Annotated in this window: 16 protein-coding genes; 13 read left to right on the top strand and 3 right to left on the bottom strand. The window is 57.8% G+C overall.

What is annotated here, in order from left to right; genetic code table 11:
- Positions 1-540: 540 nt before the first annotated feature.
- Positions 541-1,698, bottom strand: a complete 1,158-nt coding sequence (locus tag LU684_RS02330) for an alpha/beta hydrolase family protein (RefSeq protein WP_232894068.1) — start codon at positions 1,696-1,698, stop codon at positions 541-543.
- Between the two features lie 173 nt (positions 1,699-1,871).
- Positions 1,872-2,825, bottom strand: coding sequence for a LysR family transcriptional regulator (locus LU684_RS02325; protein ID WP_181098003.1), 954 nt, complete (start codon positions 2,823-2,825; stop codon positions 1,872-1,874).
- Between the two features lie 270 nt (positions 2,826-3,095).
- On the opposite strand from LU684_RS02325, the gene LU684_RS02320 reads away from it, so the two are divergent.
- From LU684_RS02320 to LU684_RS02265, 12 genes are all read left to right on the top strand, one after another.
- Complete coding sequence (locus tag LU684_RS02320) at positions 3,096-4,037, top strand: VOC family protein (RefSeq protein ID WP_181098031.1); 942 nt, start codon at positions 3,096-3,098, stop codon at positions 4,035-4,037.
- A gap of 3 nt (positions 4,038-4,040) precedes the next feature.
- Positions 4,041-4,427: a Rieske (2Fe-2S) protein gene (locus tag LU684_RS02315; protein ID WP_181098002.1), complete on the top strand. Its 387-nt coding sequence runs from the start codon at positions 4,041-4,043 to the stop codon at positions 4,425-4,427.
- Positions 4,428-4,534: 107 nt separating this feature from the next.
- A complete protein-coding gene (locus tag LU684_RS02310) occupies positions 4,535-5,656 on the top strand; it encodes an FAD-dependent oxidoreductase (protein WP_181098001.1) in 1,122 nt (373 codons plus the stop codon).
- An 84-nt stretch (positions 5,657-5,740) separates the two neighbouring features.
- Positions 5,741-7,423, top strand: a complete 1,683-nt coding sequence (locus LU684_RS02305; protein WP_181098000.1) for a DUF1302 domain-containing protein — start codon at positions 5,741-5,743, stop codon at positions 7,421-7,423.
- A 14-nt stretch (positions 7,424-7,437) separates the two neighbouring features.
- A complete protein-coding gene (locus LU684_RS02300) occupies positions 7,438-8,805 on the top strand; it encodes a DUF1329 domain-containing protein (protein WP_182369130.1) in 1,368 nt (455 codons plus the stop codon).
- 57 nt (positions 8,806-8,862) lie between these two features.
- Entirely contained in the window at positions 8,863-9,921 is a 1,059-nt protein-coding gene (locus tag LU684_RS02295; protein WP_181097999.1) for a WD40/YVTN/BNR-like repeat-containing protein, read from the top strand.
- A 3-nt stretch (positions 9,922-9,924) separates the two neighbouring features.
- Positions 9,925-12,384 (top strand): efflux RND transporter permease subunit, encoded by a 2,460-nt coding sequence (locus tag LU684_RS02290; protein ID WP_181097998.1) that lies wholly within the window; start codon positions 9,925-9,927, stop codon positions 12,382-12,384.
- Between the two features lie 100 nt (positions 12,385-12,484).
- Positions 12,485-13,258 (top strand): SDR family NAD(P)-dependent oxidoreductase, encoded by a 774-nt coding sequence (locus tag LU684_RS02285; RefSeq protein WP_181097997.1) that lies wholly within the window; start codon positions 12,485-12,487, stop codon positions 13,256-13,258.
- A gap of 10 nt (positions 13,259-13,268) precedes the next feature.
- A complete protein-coding gene (locus LU684_RS02280; protein WP_181097996.1) occupies positions 13,269-13,841 on the top strand; it encodes a cupin domain-containing protein in 573 nt (190 codons plus the stop codon).
- A complete protein-coding gene (locus tag LU684_RS02275; protein ID WP_181097995.1) occupies positions 13,838-14,830 on the top strand; it encodes a fumarylacetoacetate hydrolase family protein in 993 nt (330 codons plus the stop codon). Before LU684_RS02280 ends, LU684_RS02275 begins: the two co-directional genes overlap by 4 nt.
- Positions 14,821-15,819 (top strand): NAD-dependent epimerase/dehydratase family protein, encoded by a 999-nt coding sequence (locus LU684_RS02270; protein WP_181097994.1) that lies wholly within the window; start codon positions 14,821-14,823, stop codon positions 15,817-15,819. The genes LU684_RS02275 and LU684_RS02270 overlap by 10 nt, the downstream gene beginning before the upstream one ends.
- A complete protein-coding gene (locus LU684_RS02265) occupies positions 15,806-16,600 on the top strand; it encodes a cyclase family protein (RefSeq protein ID WP_182365679.1) in 795 nt (264 codons plus the stop codon). The genes LU684_RS02270 and LU684_RS02265 overlap by 14 nt, the downstream gene beginning before the upstream one ends.
- A 397-nt stretch (positions 16,601-16,997) precedes the next feature.
- On the opposite strand, the gene LU684_RS02260 is transcribed toward LU684_RS02265, so the two are convergent.
- Positions 16,998-17,429: a GFA family protein gene (locus LU684_RS02260; protein ID WP_181097992.1), complete on the bottom strand. Its 432-nt coding sequence runs from the start codon at positions 17,427-17,429 to the stop codon at positions 16,998-17,000.
- 105 nt (positions 17,430-17,534) lie between these two features.
- Here LU684_RS02260 and LU684_RS02255 point away from each other — a divergent pair, with 105 nt between their 5' ends.
- Entirely contained in the window at positions 17,535-18,428 is an 894-nt protein-coding gene (locus LU684_RS02255; RefSeq protein ID WP_181126924.1) for a LysR family transcriptional regulator, read from the top strand.
- Positions 18,429-18,455: the final 27 nt, after the last annotated feature.

The following is an 18,455-nucleotide window of genomic DNA, read 5'->3' as shown; positions in this document are numbered from 1 at the left end:
TCGCAGCCCAAATGCTCCACAAAACTCTCCACGCCCCGTGCTTCATCTCATCGCGGCGCTGAAGATCGTGCGCAGGTATTTCCACGGCAGTTGTGCTGCAGGCACCTCCACTCGCATCCGGCCAGATGTTTAAATGTATTCCGCGCATCGCCGAGAGGTACGCTCCCAATTTAACGGGGGCCTATAAGCTCATTGGATAGCGATGCCCTACTCTTACTCAGCCTGATCGTTACAGCCGTGCAGCTCGAGGCCCATGAGCATATCGCGCGGCACAACCTCTTGCGCCAGGTCAGCGCGCTGCTCAAGGGGGAGCCTGCGCAACTGTTCTTGCCCTGCGGTCATGGTTGTTGGTGAGTTAGGACAAGGCGCCGTGAGCAGCTCTGTATTTGGGCGGTGGCGCCGGCAGTCAGTACTTCTTCGGAGTCCTTCCGCGCCAGCTCGTCTATGAGTTTCCTACACCTACTCAGGGCTTCAAACGGTTTATTAGAAAGCCAAAGAAGGGTGGCCGTAGCCACCCCACCCTTCAAGCCAGCAAATGCCTCAGGAGGTGCGGCCACCGAGCGTCTCGGCGACCCAATCCGCAATGTACTGGCCCGCGTTGATGCTGTTGTCGAAGCTGGAGTGCTGCACCCCACCCTCACGATCGGTGAAGATCTTCAGCTCGCGCTTAGGGCTGTTGATCAGTTGTTCGTAGGTGCGATGAGCCCACTTCAGCGGAATCTGAGAGTCCTTCTCGCCATGGGTGACCAGGAACGGCACTTTGATGTGATCCAGGATCCCGTCGAGGTGAACCTTCTCGGAGATTGGCATGAAGTCCTCGATATCCTTGGCGCCCCATACCCAGCAAACATGTGCCCAGTAATGAGGAACGGGCAGGCTGCCTTCTTTCTCTAGGCGACGCTTCTGAACATCACGCCAATCGTGGTTTGCACCCCAGACTACGCCGCACGCGAATCGAGGTTCAAATGCCACCGCTCTTGGGCAGTAGTAGCCTCCCAGCGAGACACCTTCCATGCCGATGCGCTTGGAGTCGACTTCAGGATGGGTTTCCAGCCAATCGACCACCCGGCTCGCCCAGTGCTCACTGTCGAAGCGGGCGGTGAGGTCATGCAGGCGGAGGGCCTCACCAGTGCCAGGTTGGTCAATGAGCAGCGAAGACACGCCCCGCTTGGCGAGCCAGGCCGGCAAGCCCACGCGGTACTTCATTTCCTTGGTCGAGTCCAAGCCGTTGACCTGCAGCAGAACCGGGGCCGGGCCGTTCACGCCTTCAGCGCGCACGAAGAGCCCGGAGAGGACTTTCCCCTCGTATGGAATCTCTACACGCTCGCAGTTTTCTTTGGATAGGGAAATACCACGTGCGAAGGTGCTCACGAACTGCTTGTAGAGAGCCTCGCGCCCTGGAGCTCCGTGTGCTTGCAGGCGCTCGCAGGTCAGGTAGTAGGTGGCAGCCCGGTTGTACTTCTCGCCCGCCGACAGCAAGCGGCCTGCAGCCTCATCTTCTTCAGCCAGGCCGCAGAGCTTGTCTGCCATTTTTGACCAGGTTTCACGAAATGCTGCGGTGCCGGCTGCGTCTGGCTGCTTCGCAGCCTCTTGCAACGGCGCACACATTTCCTCGATCTCACCCATGCGAGCGCCCATCTCGATGGCGAGGTCGACAGACAGGTTCCAAACGTAATTGGTGGGGAAGTAGCGGAACATTTCTTATTTTCCTTTTCAGTCGGAAGGTGAACCCGGGGCTGGGAAGTACACCAGGCACGATCAGAGAAGGACGTTATTGAGCAGGCTCCGTTTTGGCCAATCGCGAGTGGGGATGCAAGGTATCGCGAAACGCGATGCCTGCATTGAAAACCACGCCGTTTCCGGTTTGTTAGTCAGTGCGCAGCTTCAGGAACTGCGGCCGGCTCGGGCGCTGAAGCTTGATCCAGTGCCAGGATTGACGCTCGGACTGCCTCTCTCAGCCAACGATGCATGGGATCACTGTCCATGCTGCGATGCCACTGCATGATCTCCTTCATCACCGGGAGCTCCACCGGTGGCGGGAGAATACGCAACGGCAGATATTGCGAATAAAGCTCCGCCAACCTGCGATGCATCGTGGCAATGCGATGAGTGCCGACCAGCAACTGAGGTAGCGTGTTGAAGTCGTTCGTGATCACCTCAAGCCGGCGTTTGAAACCGTACTGGTTCACGAACCACTCTTCGATGCTCAACTGGCGAGTGCGGCCGAAACCGACAGATACGTGGCCCATTTCCATGTATTTTTCCAAGGTCAGGGTCTCGCCTACCAGCGGGTTTTGGTTCCAGACGACGCACACGTGCTCCTCTTCAAACAGCAGCTGCGAGGGATGCCCGTCGATGCAGTACCGCTCTGGAACAAACATGAGGTCGATCTCGCCGCGACTGGCCATCTCCACCGACTGCTCCCCTGGCGCGTACATCTCGAAGGTGATCCCTGGGGCTTCCTGATGAATGCGTTGAATCACCCGCGAGAAGAGAACACTAATCAGGTAATCCGACATGACCAAACGGAAGTGTCGCTTGCTGGTAGAGGGATCAAAAACAGGTTTCGCAGTGATAGAGGAGCTGATGGTCAGCAGTACTTCACGGACGGGGATTGCCAGCTCAAGCGCATAGGCGGTCGGCTGCATGGTGCGGCCTACCTGCACAAGCAAGTCATCCCCGAAGTATTTTCTAAGCCTACCCAGTACGCCGCTTGTGGCGGACTGGGTCATGTGAAGGCGTTCGGCAGCACGGGTAATGTTTTGCTCGTCCAGGAGCACGTCCAGGGCCACGAGCAGATTCAAATCCAAGTGGTGGAATCGCATTGCGATGCATCCTTGTGATTGTAGTTATTTTTGAAATACCTTCGTCCGCCATAATCGATACGTCAAGAGGCCGTTTGTTACACCACCGCCCCACTCCCGGATTTCCTTGCTTTGCGACCATGTATCGAGTTCGCAGATGGTAGGCATCCCAAGTTGCGATTAGTCAGTTCAAAAACCTGACCGCACTCTCAATCGCGTCATGCGGCATGCCTACCGCAGAGACCACCACCGGCCCAGCTGCCGGATCATAATTTCAACGGAGTGGTTTCCATGAAGATCCTTGGACTTGATGCCTTGGTTTTTGGCGTCGACGATTTACAAGCTTGCGCTGATTGCCTACGTGATTACGGACTGAAGCCAGTTCACCTGGACGCCGAAGGTGGCCGTTTCGAGGCCCTGGACGGAACCGCCATCATCATCCGTCAGCCCGATGACTCATCCCTCCCTCCTGCGATGGGCCCGGCTCCTTCCCTCAGGGAGACGGTCTATGGCGTAGAAAGCACTGCCGATCTGGCCGCGATCGAAGATGAGCTGAGCCGAGATCGCGAGGTGCATCGGGATGCTGCTGGCGCCCTTCACACTGTCGATGACCTTGGCTTTGCCATCGCTTTCCAGGTTACCTGCCGCCGTCCGTTCAGCGCGCCTGCCGACCTCACCAATGCGCCTGGCAGTGAACCGCAACGCCCGATGAACCAGCTGGGCATCACTCCCGACATGGTCGCCCTGCCCCGGTCACTTTCCCACGTGGTGTACTTCGTTCCCGATGTGGCTAAAGGTGAAGCGTTCTACCGAGATCGCCTGGGCTTCGTGACCACTGACAGCTTCATCGGCGTTGGCCCCTTCATGCGCACGAACGGCATGGATGACCACCACTGCCTGTTCATGATCCAGACGCCGCCTCACATGCAAGGCTGTGAACACTTCACCTTCCACATGGGCAGCGGCACAGAAGTGCTCCTGGCTGGTTATCGCCTGCAGCAGAAAGGCTGGACAAGCTTCTGGGGCCCGGGCCGCCACCTCTTCGGCTCCAACTGGTTCTGGTACTTCAACAGCCCTCTGGGCTGCCATATCGAATACGACGCCGATATGGACAAGCACGATGACGCCTGGGCTGCCCGCCATGCTCCGATGTCCGCTGATAACTCTCAGCTCTTCCTCTTTAGCTCCCGCGACAAATGGGCACCAGGTGGGCCACCTCCGAAGCAGGAGTGAGCCATGGATCGTAGCGTGGTGCTTTGCCCGCTCCAGCAACTGCAAGAAGGCACCGCCCTGGGTTTCGATCCGTTCGAGTCTGGGCGCGCGACTGTGTTTGCTCTGAAGCATCAGGGAGAGGTGCGCATCTATCGCAACAGCTGCCCTCACCTGGATGTGCCTTTGGAGTACCGAAAGGATCGGTTTCTTTCAGCCAATGGGGAGCGGGTCATCTGTTACGCGCATGGAGCGCAGTTCATGCCGGACACAGGGCTTTGCGTTTACGGCCCATGCCTGGGGAAGTTTTTAACAGCGCTTGAGTTCAAGTGTGAGGACGAGCTGGTTCGCCTTTCGATCGACAGCCTTGGTCAGCCTATCGAGGTATCGCGCAGCGCGATAGGTCGCATCTGAGGACTCGATTAGTCAAATCGGTCGTCTCTGGGGAAACTCAGCCTAACCACGAAAAAGGCCGCCTCTGTAAAGGCTGAGCCAAACAAGAACAACACGTGAGTACTTTCATGAATATCGAAAAAGTCCTGATCGTTGGTGGTGGTATCGGTGGCCTGTGCGCAGCTATTGCGCTGCGCCGTAAAGGGATCGCGGTCGACCTGGTCGAGATCAAAACCGAATGGACTGTCTACGGTGTCGGCATCATTCAGCAAAGCAACGTGGTACGCGAGATGGCCAAGCTGGGATTGCTTGATGCCTACCTTGACGCCGCGTATGCATTCGAAGATGTCGGAATCTACAACACCGACGGCGTGCCCCTGGTTCGCATTCCAGGCCAGCGCCTCGCCGGGCCTCAATACCCAGCCAACGTTGGAATCTCGCGTCGCGCGCTACACAAGGTGCTGAGCGAAACCGCCATCGAGCTTGGTACCCAAGTACGCCTGGGCCTGTCGATTGAAAGTTACGAACAGAACGCAAACAGCATCGACGTGGTCATGACCGACGGCACCAAGGGTAGCTACTCGCTGGTTGTGGGTGCTGATGGCCTCTACTCCAAAGTACGAACTCTGGTTTTCGGTGACAAATACCGTCCGAAGTTCACGGGCCAAGCTGTTTGGCGTTACAACTTCCCTCGGTCTCCAGAGATCGATCACCTGGCCAACTACCAGGGCCCCTTCGGCAACGCGGGTCTTGTCCCACTGGCAGATGACCTGATGTACCTGTTCACCACCTCCCATGAGCCAGGCAATCCTTGGATGGACGAGAACCATCTTGCCCAAGAGCTGCGTAAGCGCCTGGAAGGCTTTGGTGGGCTGATCGAACAACTGCGTGAACAGATCACCGACAACACCCAGGTCGTCTACAAGCCGCTCGAAGCCGTCTTCGTTGATGAGCAGTGGTTCGCCGGCCGCATCCTGCTGATTGGTGATGCCGCGCATGCCACCACTCCTCACCTCGGCCAAGGTGCCGGCATGGCGATCGAAGACGCCATCGTCCTCAGCGAGGAGCTGACCTCCGGTGGCACGCTGGCGGAACAGTTGGATCGATTCATGGCTCGCCGTTTTGAGCGCTGCAAATACATCAGCGAGCGATCGTTGTTTGCCGGCGAAAAAGAGATTCAAAAAGACCGCGACTTCGACCGCATTGCTTTGGTGAAGCAGATGCTTGAGGTCACAGCGCAACCGGTATGAATTCTGGGGTGCATCAGGTCGCAACCTGATGCACCTGACTCAAAGCCAACACTGACAAACAAGAACAATAATGAGGTGACTTAAATGCTGTCTTGCAATCGCTCGCCCCAGAAAAAATTACCGCCCCTCAAGCCGCTCGCACTGGCCACATCTTTCCTCGCAATTACGGCTGGTCTTCCTGATGTACATGCGTTTGAAATTGAAACTGGCAACCCCGATCTTCGGGTGCGTTGGGACAATACCCTGAAATACAGTGCAGCCTGGCGTACCAAGAGTCAGAGCGACAAGCTGACTGAAGGTCAAACCGCGTTGAACCAGGATGACGGTGATCGCAACTTCAACAAAGGCCTGATCTCCAATCGCCTTGATCTCCTGTCTGAGATGGATATCACCTACCAAAATTTCGGCGCACGTGTGAGTGGCGCTGCTTGGTATGACGATGTCTACAACCAGGGCAATGACAATAACGACCCCACGCGCTCGAACAGCTATTCAGTAAGGTATGACGCTTTCACCGACGACACCCGTACTCTGCACGGGCGTAAAGGTGAGCTGCTCGATGCATTCATCTTCGGCAAAACTGAAATAGGCGACATGCCAGTAACTGGGCGTGTCGGTCAGTACGCCATGCAATGGGGCGAGAGCCTCTTCTACGGCATGAACGGTATCGCCGGCGGCATGGCGCCAATTGACGTTGTGAAGGGTCTTTCGGTACCGAACACCCAATTCAAAGAGCTGATCCGTCCTGTTCAGCAGATATCCGGGCAGCTCCAGCTGACGCCAGATGTGTCCATTGGCGCTTACTACCAATTCGAGTGGGAAGCGAACCGCCTGCCTGGCGCAGGAAGCTATTTCTCCAGCTCCGACAACTTTGGCGACGGCAATGAGCGCATGTTCATTGGCGCGCCCCTGTTCCCTGGTGCTCAGCCACTGGCCTTCTACCATGGGAACGACAAGGAGGCTAAGGACTCCGGGCAAGGCGGTATTCAGCTTCGCTGGAGAACCGAGTCGGTGGACTGGGGCCTTTATGCCATTCGATTCCACGACAAGAGTCCGCAACTGAACGTTCGCCCAGACTTCGCCAACCTCAACCCGCAGTCAGGCAAAGCGGGTGAGTACTACTGGGTTTATCCAGAGGGTATTGAAGCCTTCGGTGCGAGCTTCTCCACGACCCTTGGCAACTACAACATTGCTGGTGAGCTTTCCACTCGCTGGAATCAGCCGTTGGCCTCCACCAGTCAGCGCACGCTGGCAGTTGGCGAAGCGATCAACAACGACTCCGACCCGCTGTATGCAACTGGGCGGACGCTGCACGCCAACATCTCGTGGCTGTCGAGCATGGAGCCTAACTTCATTTCTCAAGAGGCGACGTTCCTCGGTGAAATCGCCTGGAACAGGGTCATGAGCGTCACCAAAAACAAGGACGCATTTGACCCGAATGCCGATCGCGATGCGACAAGCCTGCGCGTGGTGTACGAGCCCATGTATCGCCAATTCCTGTCAGGCCTGGATGTCTCTGTGCCTGTTGGCTTCAGCTACACCAATGGCGCCTCCGGGGCCTTGGGTACCGGCTTTGGCGCTGACCATGGTGGCGATATCAACATCGGCATCAAGGGCAACTACCTGAACACCTGGAACCTGGGTTTGACGTACACCCATTACTACGGCCCAGAAAACACTTTCCTGGACGAAAACAACCACTACACCTTTGAACAGCCGCTAAAAGACCGCGATTTCATCGCCTTTACTGTCAGTCGCACCTTCTGACCGAGGATGTCTCGATGAACCACAATAAAAAGTTTCTTGCTGCTCTTACTGCCTTGAGTGCTGCGCTGCTCTTCTCCCATGCGTCGATGGCTGCGGTTTCGGCTGACCAAGCGGCCACACTGAAATCGACACTGACGCCCCTTGGGGGAGAACGCGCGGGCAATGCGGATGGCAGCATCCCTGCTTGGACTGGCGGTCTCACCAAAGTCGATGCTGCCTACAAGGACGGCGGTAAGCGAGGCGATCCGTATGCCGGCGATCAGCCTGTGTTGACCATTACTGCCCAGAATATGGCTCAGTACGCAGACAAGTTGACCCCAGGCATCCAGGCGATGCTGAAAAAGTACCCAGACTCCTACAAGGTTGTCGTCTACCCAACGCACCGCAGTGCTGCAGCACCGCAATCGGTCTACGACGCGACCTTCGCTAACGCGACTAGTGGCAAGCTGGTGGATGGTGCTTCCGGGCCAATGCCTCAGGGTGCGGCAGGCGGCATTCCATTCCCAATTCCTCAGAACGGTGCAGAGGCTATCTGGAACCATCTGCTGCGTTGGCGCGGAGCCTCCTGGCACTCCAGCTTCACGCAGTATCTGACCACTGCCGATGGGAAGCACGTGCTGACCAACGATTCGCGAGCTGATCTGCAGATGCCTTGGTACCTGCCAGGTTTCAGTCCGGAGAAAGGTGTTTTCTGGTCGATTCGCATGACCAACGATGGCCCTCCACTGCGCGCCGGTGAAGCCATCACTGGCCTTGAAAACCTGAATGCCGATAACTCCGCCGCCTGGACTTACCTGCCTGGCCAACGACGCGTTCGCCGCCTGCCTAATGCCTGCTGCGACACCCCTACCCCAGCCACTGCTGGCGTCATGAGCTTTGACGAGGTGTACGTCTTCAACGGCCGAATTGACCGTTTCGACTGGAAGCTCGTCGGCAAGAAAGAGATGTACATCCCGTACAACTCGAACCGGGTGTTCACCGCATCGTCCCCAGAGGCCCTGCTCGATGCGCACCACATGAAAGCTGATGCCGTGCGTTGGGAGCTCCACCGCGTCTGGGTAGTTGAAGCGACCTTGAAAAGCGGCGCGCGCCACGTCATGCCGAAGAGCACCTACTACCTCGATGAAGATACCTGGACTGCTGTCCTGGGTGATCGATACGACGCTCGTGGTCAACTCGCAAAGGTGGTGTGGACTTCCCCGGTTGTCCTGCCTGACCTCCCAGGCGTCACCTCGTTGACCAACGGCTTCTACGACCTGCTCTCCGGATCCTGGTTCGTGGGCGACGTTTACGCAGGCAAGAACGAGCAGTACCGCATCGTGCCGCCATACAAGGACTCGGTTTTCACCGCTGACGCAATGGCGGGCGAAGGAGTTCGTTGATGCTGGCGGGGCGCTTGCCCCGCCTGCTTCTTATAAGAACAAGAAAGGTTTTACGAGATGAAAAAGATAGTCTCAGGAATGCTCTTGCTTGCAAGCTGCTCACTCACGATGGTCGCGCCAGCCGGGGCCAATGATGGACTCTCCCAAGCCTCAGTGCTCGGGCCTCAAGCATTGCATGCAGTGCTACTGGACATCGATCACGCCGGCGCTCGTTTGGTTGCCGTGGGCGAGCGCGGCGTTGTACTGCTGTCTGATGATAACGGCCTGAGCTGGCGGCAAGCTCCAAGTCCTGTGAGCACTACGCTGACCAGCGTGCAGTTCGTGGACTCTTCCAATGGTTGGGCCGTTGGTCACTCCGGCGTTGTGCTGCATAGCGCGGACGCTGGGGCGAGCTGGCAAGTACAGCTGGACGGCACGCAGGCTGCAGCGATCGAGCTCCAGGCCGCTGAGCATTCTGGAGACGCCAAGCGCCTTGCCTCCGCTCAGCGTTTGTCGGCGGATGGCGCTGACAAGCCCCTTCTGGCGATCAACTTCAGCGATGCCCACAACGGGATCGTTGTCGGCGCTTACGGGCTTGCGTTGCTTACCCGTGACGGAGGGAAAACCTGGCAGTCCAAGATGGGGGATCTCCCGAATCCTCGTGGATTGCATTACTACGCGATGGCTCGCCACCACGACGAGATTCTGATCGCTGGAGAGCAGGGCCTTCTGCTCCGCTCTACGGATGGCGGCGCCAGCTTCAGTGCACTCCAAGGCTCCTACGATGGGAGCTACTTCGCAGCCGCGATTCTGCCCAGCGGACGACTTCTCGTCGGAGGCCTGCGAGGCAAGCTTTTCTCTTCTGACGATGACGGGGCCACTTTCAACGCGATCGATACCCCTGCTCCGGCATCTCTTAACGCCATTCGCGTTGAGGGTGAGCAGCTGCTCCTGACCAATCAGACCGGCATGGTTCTGAAAGGCGGCCTCAAGGATTTGAAGCTTGAACCCATCGCTGTATCTGAAGGACTTCCGCTCAGTGCTGTGACAGCCACGCCCGACGGCAACCTGGTTGCTGTGGGTGTAGCCGGAGCACAACGTGTTGCGCCTTCTTCCCTCTCCAAAATCGCGGATTAAGCCATGCATGTACCAACCTCCTCCGCTCCCCCTTCGGGCAATCTCGAAGACTTCAATAGTGCCTCAGGTTCCCTGCTGGAGCGCGCGCTGTTCAACAATCGTGCTTTGGTACTGTTGCTCTGCATTGCCGCTACTCTGCTCCTGGGCTGGCAGGCCACGCGCCTGACGCTGAACGCCAGCTTCGAGAAGATGATCCCGCGCGAGCATCCGTTCATCGTCAATTACCTGGAGCACCGCGACGAACTCAAGGGCCTGGGTAATGCCGTGCGCATCGCAGTTGCCAATCCCCAGGGCAGCATCTACGACAAGACATACCTCAAAGTCCTTGAGCAGATCAGTGATGAGGTCTACCTGCTCCCGGGTGTCGACCGCGCTGCCATGAAGTCCTTGTGGACACCGTCTACGCGCTGGACGGGGGTAACAGAGGAAGGTCTCGAAGGTGGGCCAGTTATCCCTGATGGCTACGATGGTGAGCCCAAGAGCTTGGAGGCGCTGAAACGAAACGTTGAACGCTCGAACGAAATTGGCCAGTTGGTTGCCTTCGATCAGCGATCCAGCATTGTCTATGTTCCGCTGCTGGCGCAGACGCCGGATGGTCAGCCACTGGACTACACCAGCTTTGCTCATGAGCTTGAGCAGCTGCGTGCCAAATACCAGTCTCAGGGTGTTGAGATTCACATCACGGGCTTTGCAAAGGTCGTGGGTGATTTGATCGATGGTTTGAAGCAGATCCTGGTGTTCTTCGGCGTGGCCATCCTGATCACCGCTGCAGTGCTCTATTGGTACACCCGCTGCGTGCGCAGCACCTTTCTGGTGGTCATGTGTTCGCTGGTTGCCGTGGTATGGCAGTTGGGTCTGCTTCCGATGCTGGGGTACGAGCTCGACCCCTACTCGGTGTTGGTACCGTTTCTTGTATTCGCCATCGGTATGAGCCATGGCGCGCAGAAAATGAACGGCATCATGCAAGACATCGGGCGCGGGATGCACCGCCTGGTGGCTGCACGCTTCACGTTCCGTCGGCTGTTCCTGGCTGGCCTGACCGCCCTGCTGTGCGACGCCGTAGGTTTCGCGGTTCTGATGATCATCAAGATTCAAGTGATCCAAGACTTGGCAGTGATTGCGAGCCTTGGTGTCGCGGTACTCATCTTCACCAACCTGATCTTGTTGCCCATTGTTCTTTCTTACATCGGCGTAAGCCCTAAAGCTGCTCGGCGTAGCTTGCGTGCAGAAGAGGCTGAGGCGTCTGGCGCGGACAAGCATGCGGTATGGCGCTTCCTTGATCTGTTCACCCGCAAACGTTGGGCAACAGCCTGCGTCATCGTTGCTGCTGCAATGGCCGTCGCAGGCTACGCGATCAGCCTGCAGTTGAAGGTCGGCGATCTTGATGCTGGGGCACCTGAGCTGCGACCTGACTCTCGATACAACCAGGACAACCTCTTCATCACCCAACACTACGGTGCGAGCAGTGACCTCTTTGCGGTCATGATCAAGACTCCACCGGGGCAATGTTCGGCATTCAGCACCCTCAAGAAAGTCGACGATTTGGATTGGCAATTGCGCGGGCTTGAAGGCGTAGATTCGACAAACTCGTTGGCGCTGCTCAATCGGCGTGTGCTGGTTGGCCTCTCGGAAGGCAACCCGAAATGGTACGAGCTGGTGAACAACCAAGCGACCTTGAACATGGTCACTGCGGGCGCTCCTCGCGGCTTGTACAACGATGATTGCAGCCTCCTGACAGTCTTTGCCTACCTCAAAGACCACAAGGCTGACACCCTCACCGACGTGGTTTCGAATGTGGAGCGCTTCTCCCTGGCCAACTCCTCGGAGGACGCGACATTCCTGATGGCTGCTGGGAGTGCAGGGATCGAAGCGGCGACCAACATCGTTGTGAAGAAGGCCAACCATGACATGCTCTGGTGGGTGTACGGCGCGGTCACTTTGCTGTGCCTGGTGACATTCCGCTCCTGGAGGGCCGTGGTTTGCGCAGTTCTTCCGCTTGTACTCACCTCCATTCTTTGTGAGGCCTTGATGGTGGCACTGGGGATCGGGGTCAAGGTCTCCACCCTCCCCGTCATCGCCCTGGGCGTCGGCATCGGTGTCGATTACGCACTGTATGTGATGAGCATCGTCCTGGCGCAACTGCGTCAAGGCGCCAGCTTGTCCCGAGCCTACTACCAAGCACTGCTCTTCACAGGGAAGGTCGTGATGCTGACGGGGGTGACCCTGGCAATCGGTGTGGGTACCTGGATCTTCTCTCCGATCAAGTTCCAGGCCGACATGGGTGTGCTGCTTGCCTTCATGTTCATCTGGAACATGGTCGGCGCCCTCATCCTCCTCCCTGCCCTGGCCTATTTCCTACTGCCTCAGCGTTCGCCTGAAAAATCAGCGGTTGCTGTTCCTGAGCAGAAGCACACTCAAACCCCACCTTGCAGTGAAGTGCACAAGGCAGTGCCGTGGGCGTAGCGACTTTGAAAGGCTCGGTGGGCTGTCAGTTGCAGGCGACGCTATGTGTGCGGCCTAGGACTGACGCCCATCGCTCAGATTATTCAGGCACAGGTGCTGTATGAACGAACTCTTTTCTCTTAGTGCCAAAACGGCGCTTATCACCGGTGCTACACGAGGAATAGGCCTTGCGATCGCCTATGCCCTTGGGCGAGCGGGCGCCAAGTTAATTGTGAGCAGTGAAAGTCACAGCGAAACGTCTAGCGTCGCCCAGACATTGAATGATGCGGGGATTGATGCCATTGGGATTGCTGCTGATTTGAGCAAGCAAGACGAGGTGCATGCATTGGCTGCTCAGGCCATCAAGCATTACGGGCGCATCGACGTCCTGGTGTGCAATGCCGGCGTAGCGCCGCACTTAGGGGCGATGAGCTCGGCGAGCGATGCAGACTGGGAATTGACCCTCAACGTGAACCTGCGAAGTGCTATCTGGCTCACCAATGGATTACTGCCCGCCATGGCTGAGCATGGCGGTGGCAGCGTCATTCTCATGTCAAGCATTGCCGGCGTGCGCGGGAACAAAGCGCTCGGTCTGTATGGCCTTTCCAAAGCGGCCCTCTCGCAGCTCGCCCGCAACCTGGCGGTCGAATGGGGGCCGCAAAACATTCGGGTGAATTCGATCAGCCCCGGTGTGATTCAAACCGAATTCGCTCGCCCCCTGACCGATAACGCCGAAGTTATGCAGCGCCGTCTCGCACTGACGCCGCTTCGCCGTGTTGGACGCCCGGAGGAAGTAGCTGCTGTTGCCTTGCTGCTGGCCTCGCCGGGCGGCGCATTCATCAGTGGTCAGAACATTATTGTCGATGGTGGCACAACCATCGGTGACGGAAACTAAAGGAGATCCTATGCAAACCCTTCCTACTTTCAAGCGTGTGGTAACCGGTCACAATGGTGAAGGCCTTGCGGTGGTCGCCAGCAGCGCGCCAACGCCGAACAACTTCCCGCTTAAAGCAGTGCCAGGCACCGTCTTCTACGAAGTCTGGAACAGCGCGACGACCCCTGCGCCGCTGGACAACGCAGATGACCCGACCTCTCAGCCACTTCAACTGAGCCCTGGCCCGCTGGGCAGCGTTATCCGCGTCGTGGACATTCCGCCAGATAGCGTACAGAACCAGGTCAGTGCCGAAGATGCTGCCGCTGCATTTGCAGAAATTGGTGAGTCTCACGCCGGCACCGGGAAAGCGGACTCGAAGCACAAGCTGATGCACCGCACCGAGACGCTCGATTACGGCATCGTCACTGAGGGCGAGGTATGGCTGGTGCTGGATGAAGAGGAAGTGCACCTCAAGCGAGGTGACATCGTTGTCCAGCGCGGCACCAATCACGCCTGGAGCAACCGTACTGAACAGATGTCGCGGATGGTCTTCATCCTGCTTGACGGACGTTACGCACCTGAACTGCAGGAGCTGCTGGGATGAAGCTCGCTACGCTCAACGACGATACCCGGGACGGGACGCTGATTGTAGTTTCCCGAGATCTGCAGCATGCAGTTATCGCAGGGCAGGCAGCGCCCACAATGCAGGCGGCACTGGAGAATTGGGCGAATGTTGAAGCGCACCTGGCGTCCCTGTACCACCAGCTGAATTCTGGTGACGCTGCCGACGCGTTCGTGCTCACGTTTGATCAACTGATGGCTCCCCTGCCCAGGGCATGGCAGTGGTTAGATGGTTCGTGCTTCCTGACCCACGGCAAGTTGATGCAGAAAGCATTTAACCTGGAGCCGATCGAGAACGCCGACACCATTCCGTTGATCTACCAGGGTGCGGGTGACGACTTCCTGGGCCCGAATGAAGACGTTGCGCTTCCCTCTGAAGCGGACGGCATCGATTTCGAGGGTGAGTTTGCGGTGCTGCTGGACGATGTTCCCATGGGATGCCCTGCAGACGAGGCGTTGCGCCATGTCCGCTTAGTGCTTCAGTTGAACGACGTCAGCTTGCGTGCCCTCGGCCCACGCGAAATGAAAACAGGTTTTGGTTTTCTCCAGGCCAAACCCTCCAGCAGCTTCGCGCCTGTAGCCGTGACTCCAGACGAACTGGGTGATGCTTGGGGAGATGGTCGGGTGCATCTGCCTCTGAACGTGGAGTGGAATGGTGAATGGTTCGGACACCCGCACGGGGGTGAAATGCACTTCGGCTTCCACCAGCTGATTGCTCATGCTGCGCGCACCCGCCGTCTGAGCGCTGGCACCCTTGTAGGGTCAGGTACTGTCTCCAACAACGATCGCTCCGTAGGGTCAGCGTGTATCGCTGAGCGTCGAGCGATTGAAACCATTGCTAACGGTGCACCCATCACTCCGTTTATGCGCTTCGGAGATCGTGTCCGAATGGAGGCGAAGGGCGCCGACGGTAGCGCACTCTTCGGGCCGATCGACCAGCGAATTGTGCAAGGAGGTGCGCCATGCGTGTAATGATCAGCGGAGCTAATGGCTTCGTCGGTCGCGAGCTCGTCGAGCGCTTGCTGCAGCAAGGCCAACTGCGCGGACAAAAGATCGAAGCCATTCTTGCCGTAGACCAGACTACCGATGGCCTTCCTGACGATAGCCGTCTTCGCCGGCATGAAGGGAGCATCACCAATCCTGCGCTTCTGCGGCGAGTACTAGCGGATGGCATCGATGTTGTTTTCCACCTGGTCAGCATTCCAGGCGGTGCAGCAGAGGCCAACTACGATCTCGGCTACCAGGTCAATCTGCAAGCCAGCCTGGAATTGCTCCAGCAACTCCGAAACCGCCAGCGCCCTCCTGTCCTGGTCTATGCGAGCAGCGTTGCGGTCTATGGAGGGGATTTACCGGCTCGTATGGATGAGTCTCAACCTGCGCATCCGCAACTGTCCTATGCGGCACACAAGCGGATGGTCGAAATCGGCATCGAAGATCTGGTGCGCCGGGGTGAGCTGGACGGACGCGTTGTCCGCCTGCCTGGGATCGTGGCCCGCCCGCAGGAGCCGAACGGGTTGAAGTCCGCCTTCATGAGCGACTTGCTGCATGCCTATGCGGCTGGCGAAGCCTATGAGTGCCCGGTTTCACCTAAAGCAACCTGCTGGTGGATGTCGGCAAGCTGCTGTGTGGACAACCTTATCCGTGCTGCAGAATTGAGCGAGTCTCAGGGGAATCGAATCTGGCAACTGCCAGTTCTGCAGCTCTCCATAAGTGAAATCCTTGAGGCTCTTGCATCGCGATTCGGCGCTGAGAACAGTAAAAACATCCGGTTCAATCCAGACCCCCAGCTTGAGGCGCTGTTCGGGAGCCTGCCTCCTCTGCGCGCCACACGCGCCCGGGAATTCGGCTTTCGGAATGATCGCTCGGCTGCCCAGCTGATTCGGAACGCACTCGGCAAGTACCCACCCTTCACTCGCCCCAAGAGCACGGAAGTAGGGATTACTACTCATGAACTTGGCTAAATTTCGCATGCTCGACCTCTCGGTCAGCCTGGACAACAACCCCTATACGGATCCTCCACCCCTACTGCCCAAGATTGACTACATGGATCATCAGCAGGGGTGGCCAGAGGTGGCCGCGATGTTCCCAGGGCTTCGCAAGGAAGATTTGCCTGGAAACGAGTCGTGGGCAGCAGAACGGCTAAGTATCACCACGCACAGCGGTACGCACATGGATGCGCCTTGGCACTATGCCTCGACAACGGATGGTGGAAAGCCCGCCTACGGGATCGATGAGCTGCCTCTGGAGTGGTGCTTGAAGCCAGGCGTCAAATTGGACTTTCGCCACTTGCCAGACGGGTATGTCGTGAGCGTTGCCGATGTAGAGGCTGAATTGAGGCGCATCGATCACGAGATTCAGCCACTGGAAATCGTAGTGATCAATACCCGCGCCGGAAGCCTTTTTGGGCAGCCTGGCTATCTCGATGCGGGTGTTGGGATGGGGCGCAATGCCACTCTATACCTCCTTGAAAAAGGGGTTCGGGTCGTTGGTACGGACGCATGGAGTTGGGATGCGCCCTTCAAGTTTACCCGCGAGCGCTTCGCACAGACTGGGGATGCATCAATTGTCTGGGAGGGCCACAAAGCCGGTCGTGACATAGGCTACGGTCAAATGGAAAAGCTGGCGAACCTGGAGCAACTCCCTTCATCTGGGTTCTGGATCTCATGCTTCCCCTACAAAATCAGGCATGCGTCCGCAGGCTTCGTCCGAGCTGTAGCGTTGCTGGATGACGATCGCTCCTGACGCCACCACCGGTGTGGTCTGATGCTCGTCTAGGCATTGGGCCACTTATCACGAAACGAAGACCGCTCCCTTTAGGACGCATTGCACTACAGCCTCTGGATGGCAAGGGCGTTCAAATGCGCCGGTCGCCGAATGTCCTCATCGGGTAGTTCTAGCAAGCCCCCCGCAGCCTGAGCTCTATGCGCCCCGCAGAAAACAGCGACTTGAACTGCATCTGCGTCACGCACCGTGTCCAAATTCAATCGGATGGGTAAGCAAGCTGGATTCGGAGGCAGCGATGGGTGAACACACCATTTAAAATCCAGGGTTAAGGGCGATGGTGCCCGCCTACTTTTTAGCGGGCGCGATCACCTGTACCGCGAGGATTTCCAACCGCAACGATCAGGGGCAAGCACTTTTACCCTAGCGCGGCAGCAAATGCTTCGGGCGTCGGGCTCTCCTCCCATTGCGCGGTAGTCTTCGGCAGCGCCAGCCATGGCTGCTTGCGCCGTGTCCAGATATGCGCAATCGGCTCGAAACGTTCAGAGCCTTCCAGGATGCCGGCCCGTACCACACGCATGCCGGGCGCTGCCGTAGTCTCGTTGAATAGCCGGGTATGGCATTTACCGCAGGCATGTTGGGTGGACGTCTGACCTTGGTGTTCATGCTTAAAGATCGCCGTTTCACCAAACACCTGAACAATTGAAGCTGCGCTCAGCATGTGCAGGCCAAAAGCACTGCCGCTCCAGCGTTGGCAGTTCAAGCAGTGGCAGGCATACAGCGGCGGCAATTGCTGCGCCGCGATCTCAATGGTGACTTGCCCACATCGGCACTGACCGGTGATTCTCATGCGTTAGTTCCTTACAATGACGCCCGGAAAAATGTGGGTGAATGATCGCTTTTTCACGGGCTCGGGCAGAAGAGCAAATTAGGAGCAACTGTTGGCAAAGAATGTATGAGCGGCATTGAATGGGAAAGCCAGCGTGTGTTTCTTGCCGTGTTGCGCTCTGGCAGCCTAAGCGGCGCGGCGAAGTTGCTGGGTATCGCCCAGGCCACCGCGCGCCGGCGCCTTGACCATCTTGAGCACGCTCTCGGTGTGAGTCTGTTCGCCCGCACACCTCAAGGGCTGACACCCACTGCCGGAGCGCAGCGCCTGATCGAACATGTGGAGGCCATGGATCTGGCCGCGCAAACCTTCAACCGCATGGCCAGCTCTGAAGCGTCGATGGATCACGGTACAGTCCGGCTGACCTGCGGCGAGTTGCTTGGCGTTGAGGTACTGCCTGACCTGCTGCGCCCTTTCCATTACGAACGCGCCGGGCTCAAACTTGAGTTGAGCATAAGCGACGCGCTTGAAGACATCGCCAGGCTGCAATCGGATATTGCGGTGCGGCTGATGCGGCCCAATGAAGCTGATATCACGGTGCGGCGTGTCGGCAGCTTGCGGGTTGGCATCCATGCCAGTGCCGGGTGCCTGGAGCGCTATGGTAATCCAGCCTCTCTAATGTCGCTGCGCCAGCGGCCCCTGATCGGGCCGGACAGACGCTCAGCGGATTTGCGTCGGCTTGTCGACGCCGGTCTGTGCGATGCCGACCAGCATTTCGCCATCGCCTCTGATCATCACCTCGCTCAGCTGGCCGCTCTGAAAGCGGGCTTAGGCTTCGGACTCTGCCCGACGCAAATAGCAAAATCGCACGACCTCATACATGTGCTGCCGCACGATTTTGGCTTTGAGGTAGACGTGTGGGTCGCAATGCACAACGACCTGCGCAAAGTTAACAGGATCGTTCAGGTGTTCGAGGCACTAGGGGAGCAGTTGCGTCGGTATCTTCGCTTGGCCGATCGGTAAGAGACGTTTGCTTCCGATCATCAGAGG

It is taken from the genome of Pseudomonas sp. NMI542_15, assembly GCF_021283425.1.
Classification (GTDB): Bacteria; Pseudomonadota; Gammaproteobacteria; order Pseudomonadales; family Pseudomonadaceae; genus Aquipseudomonas; species Aquipseudomonas fortuita.
This window is presented reverse-complemented; position numbering and strand designations above follow the sequence as displayed.

Excerpts from the sequence above, each read along its gene's own strand:
- LU684_RS02330 (WP_232894068.1), bottom strand. The coding sequence starts at position 1,698 with ATGTTCCGCTACTTCCCCACCAATTACGTTTGGAACCTGTCTGTCGAC.
- LU684_RS02325 (WP_181098003.1), bottom strand. The coding sequence starts at position 2,825 with ATGCGATTCCACCACTTGGATTTGAATCTGCTCGTGGCCCTGGACGTG.
- LU684_RS02320 (WP_181098031.1), top strand. The coding sequence starts at position 3,096 with ATGAAGATCCTTGGACTTGATGCCTTGGTTTTTGGCGTCGACGATTTA.
- LU684_RS02315 (WP_181098002.1), top strand. The coding sequence starts at position 4,041 with ATGGATCGTAGCGTGGTGCTTTGCCCGCTCCAGCAACTGCAAGAAGGC.
- LU684_RS02310 (WP_181098001.1), top strand. The coding sequence starts at position 4,535 with ATGAATATCGAAAAAGTCCTGATCGTTGGTGGTGGTATCGGTGGCCTG.
- LU684_RS02305 (WP_181098000.1), top strand. The coding sequence starts at position 5,741 with ATGCTGTCTTGCAATCGCTCGCCCCAGAAAAAATTACCGCCCCTCAAG.
- LU684_RS02300 (WP_182369130.1), top strand. The coding sequence starts at position 7,438 with ATGAACCACAATAAAAAGTTTCTTGCTGCTCTTACTGCCTTGAGTGCT.
- LU684_RS02295 (WP_181097999.1), top strand. The coding sequence starts at position 8,863 with ATGAAAAAGATAGTCTCAGGAATGCTCTTGCTTGCAAGCTGCTCACTC.
- LU684_RS02290 (WP_181097998.1), top strand. The coding sequence starts at position 9,925 with ATGCATGTACCAACCTCCTCCGCTCCCCCTTCGGGCAATCTCGAAGAC.
- LU684_RS02285 (WP_181097997.1), top strand. The coding sequence starts at position 12,485 with ATGAACGAACTCTTTTCTCTTAGTGCCAAAACGGCGCTTATCACCGGT.
- LU684_RS02280 (WP_181097996.1), top strand. The coding sequence starts at position 13,269 with ATGCAAACCCTTCCTACTTTCAAGCGTGTGGTAACCGGTCACAATGGT.
- LU684_RS02275 (WP_181097995.1), top strand. The coding sequence starts at position 13,838 with ATGAAGCTCGCTACGCTCAACGACGATACCCGGGACGGGACGCTGATT.
- LU684_RS02270 (WP_181097994.1), top strand. The coding sequence starts at position 14,821 with ATGCGTGTAATGATCAGCGGAGCTAATGGCTTCGTCGGTCGCGAGCTC.
- LU684_RS02265 (WP_182365679.1), top strand. The coding sequence starts at position 15,806 with ATGAACTTGGCTAAATTTCGCATGCTCGACCTCTCGGTCAGCCTGGAC.
- LU684_RS02260 (WP_181097992.1), bottom strand. The coding sequence starts at position 17,429 with ATGAGAATCACCGGTCAGTGCCGATGTGGGCAAGTCACCATTGAGATC.
- LU684_RS02255 (WP_181126924.1), top strand. The coding sequence starts at position 17,535 with ATGAGCGGCATTGAATGGGAAAGCCAGCGTGTGTTTCTTGCCGTGTTG.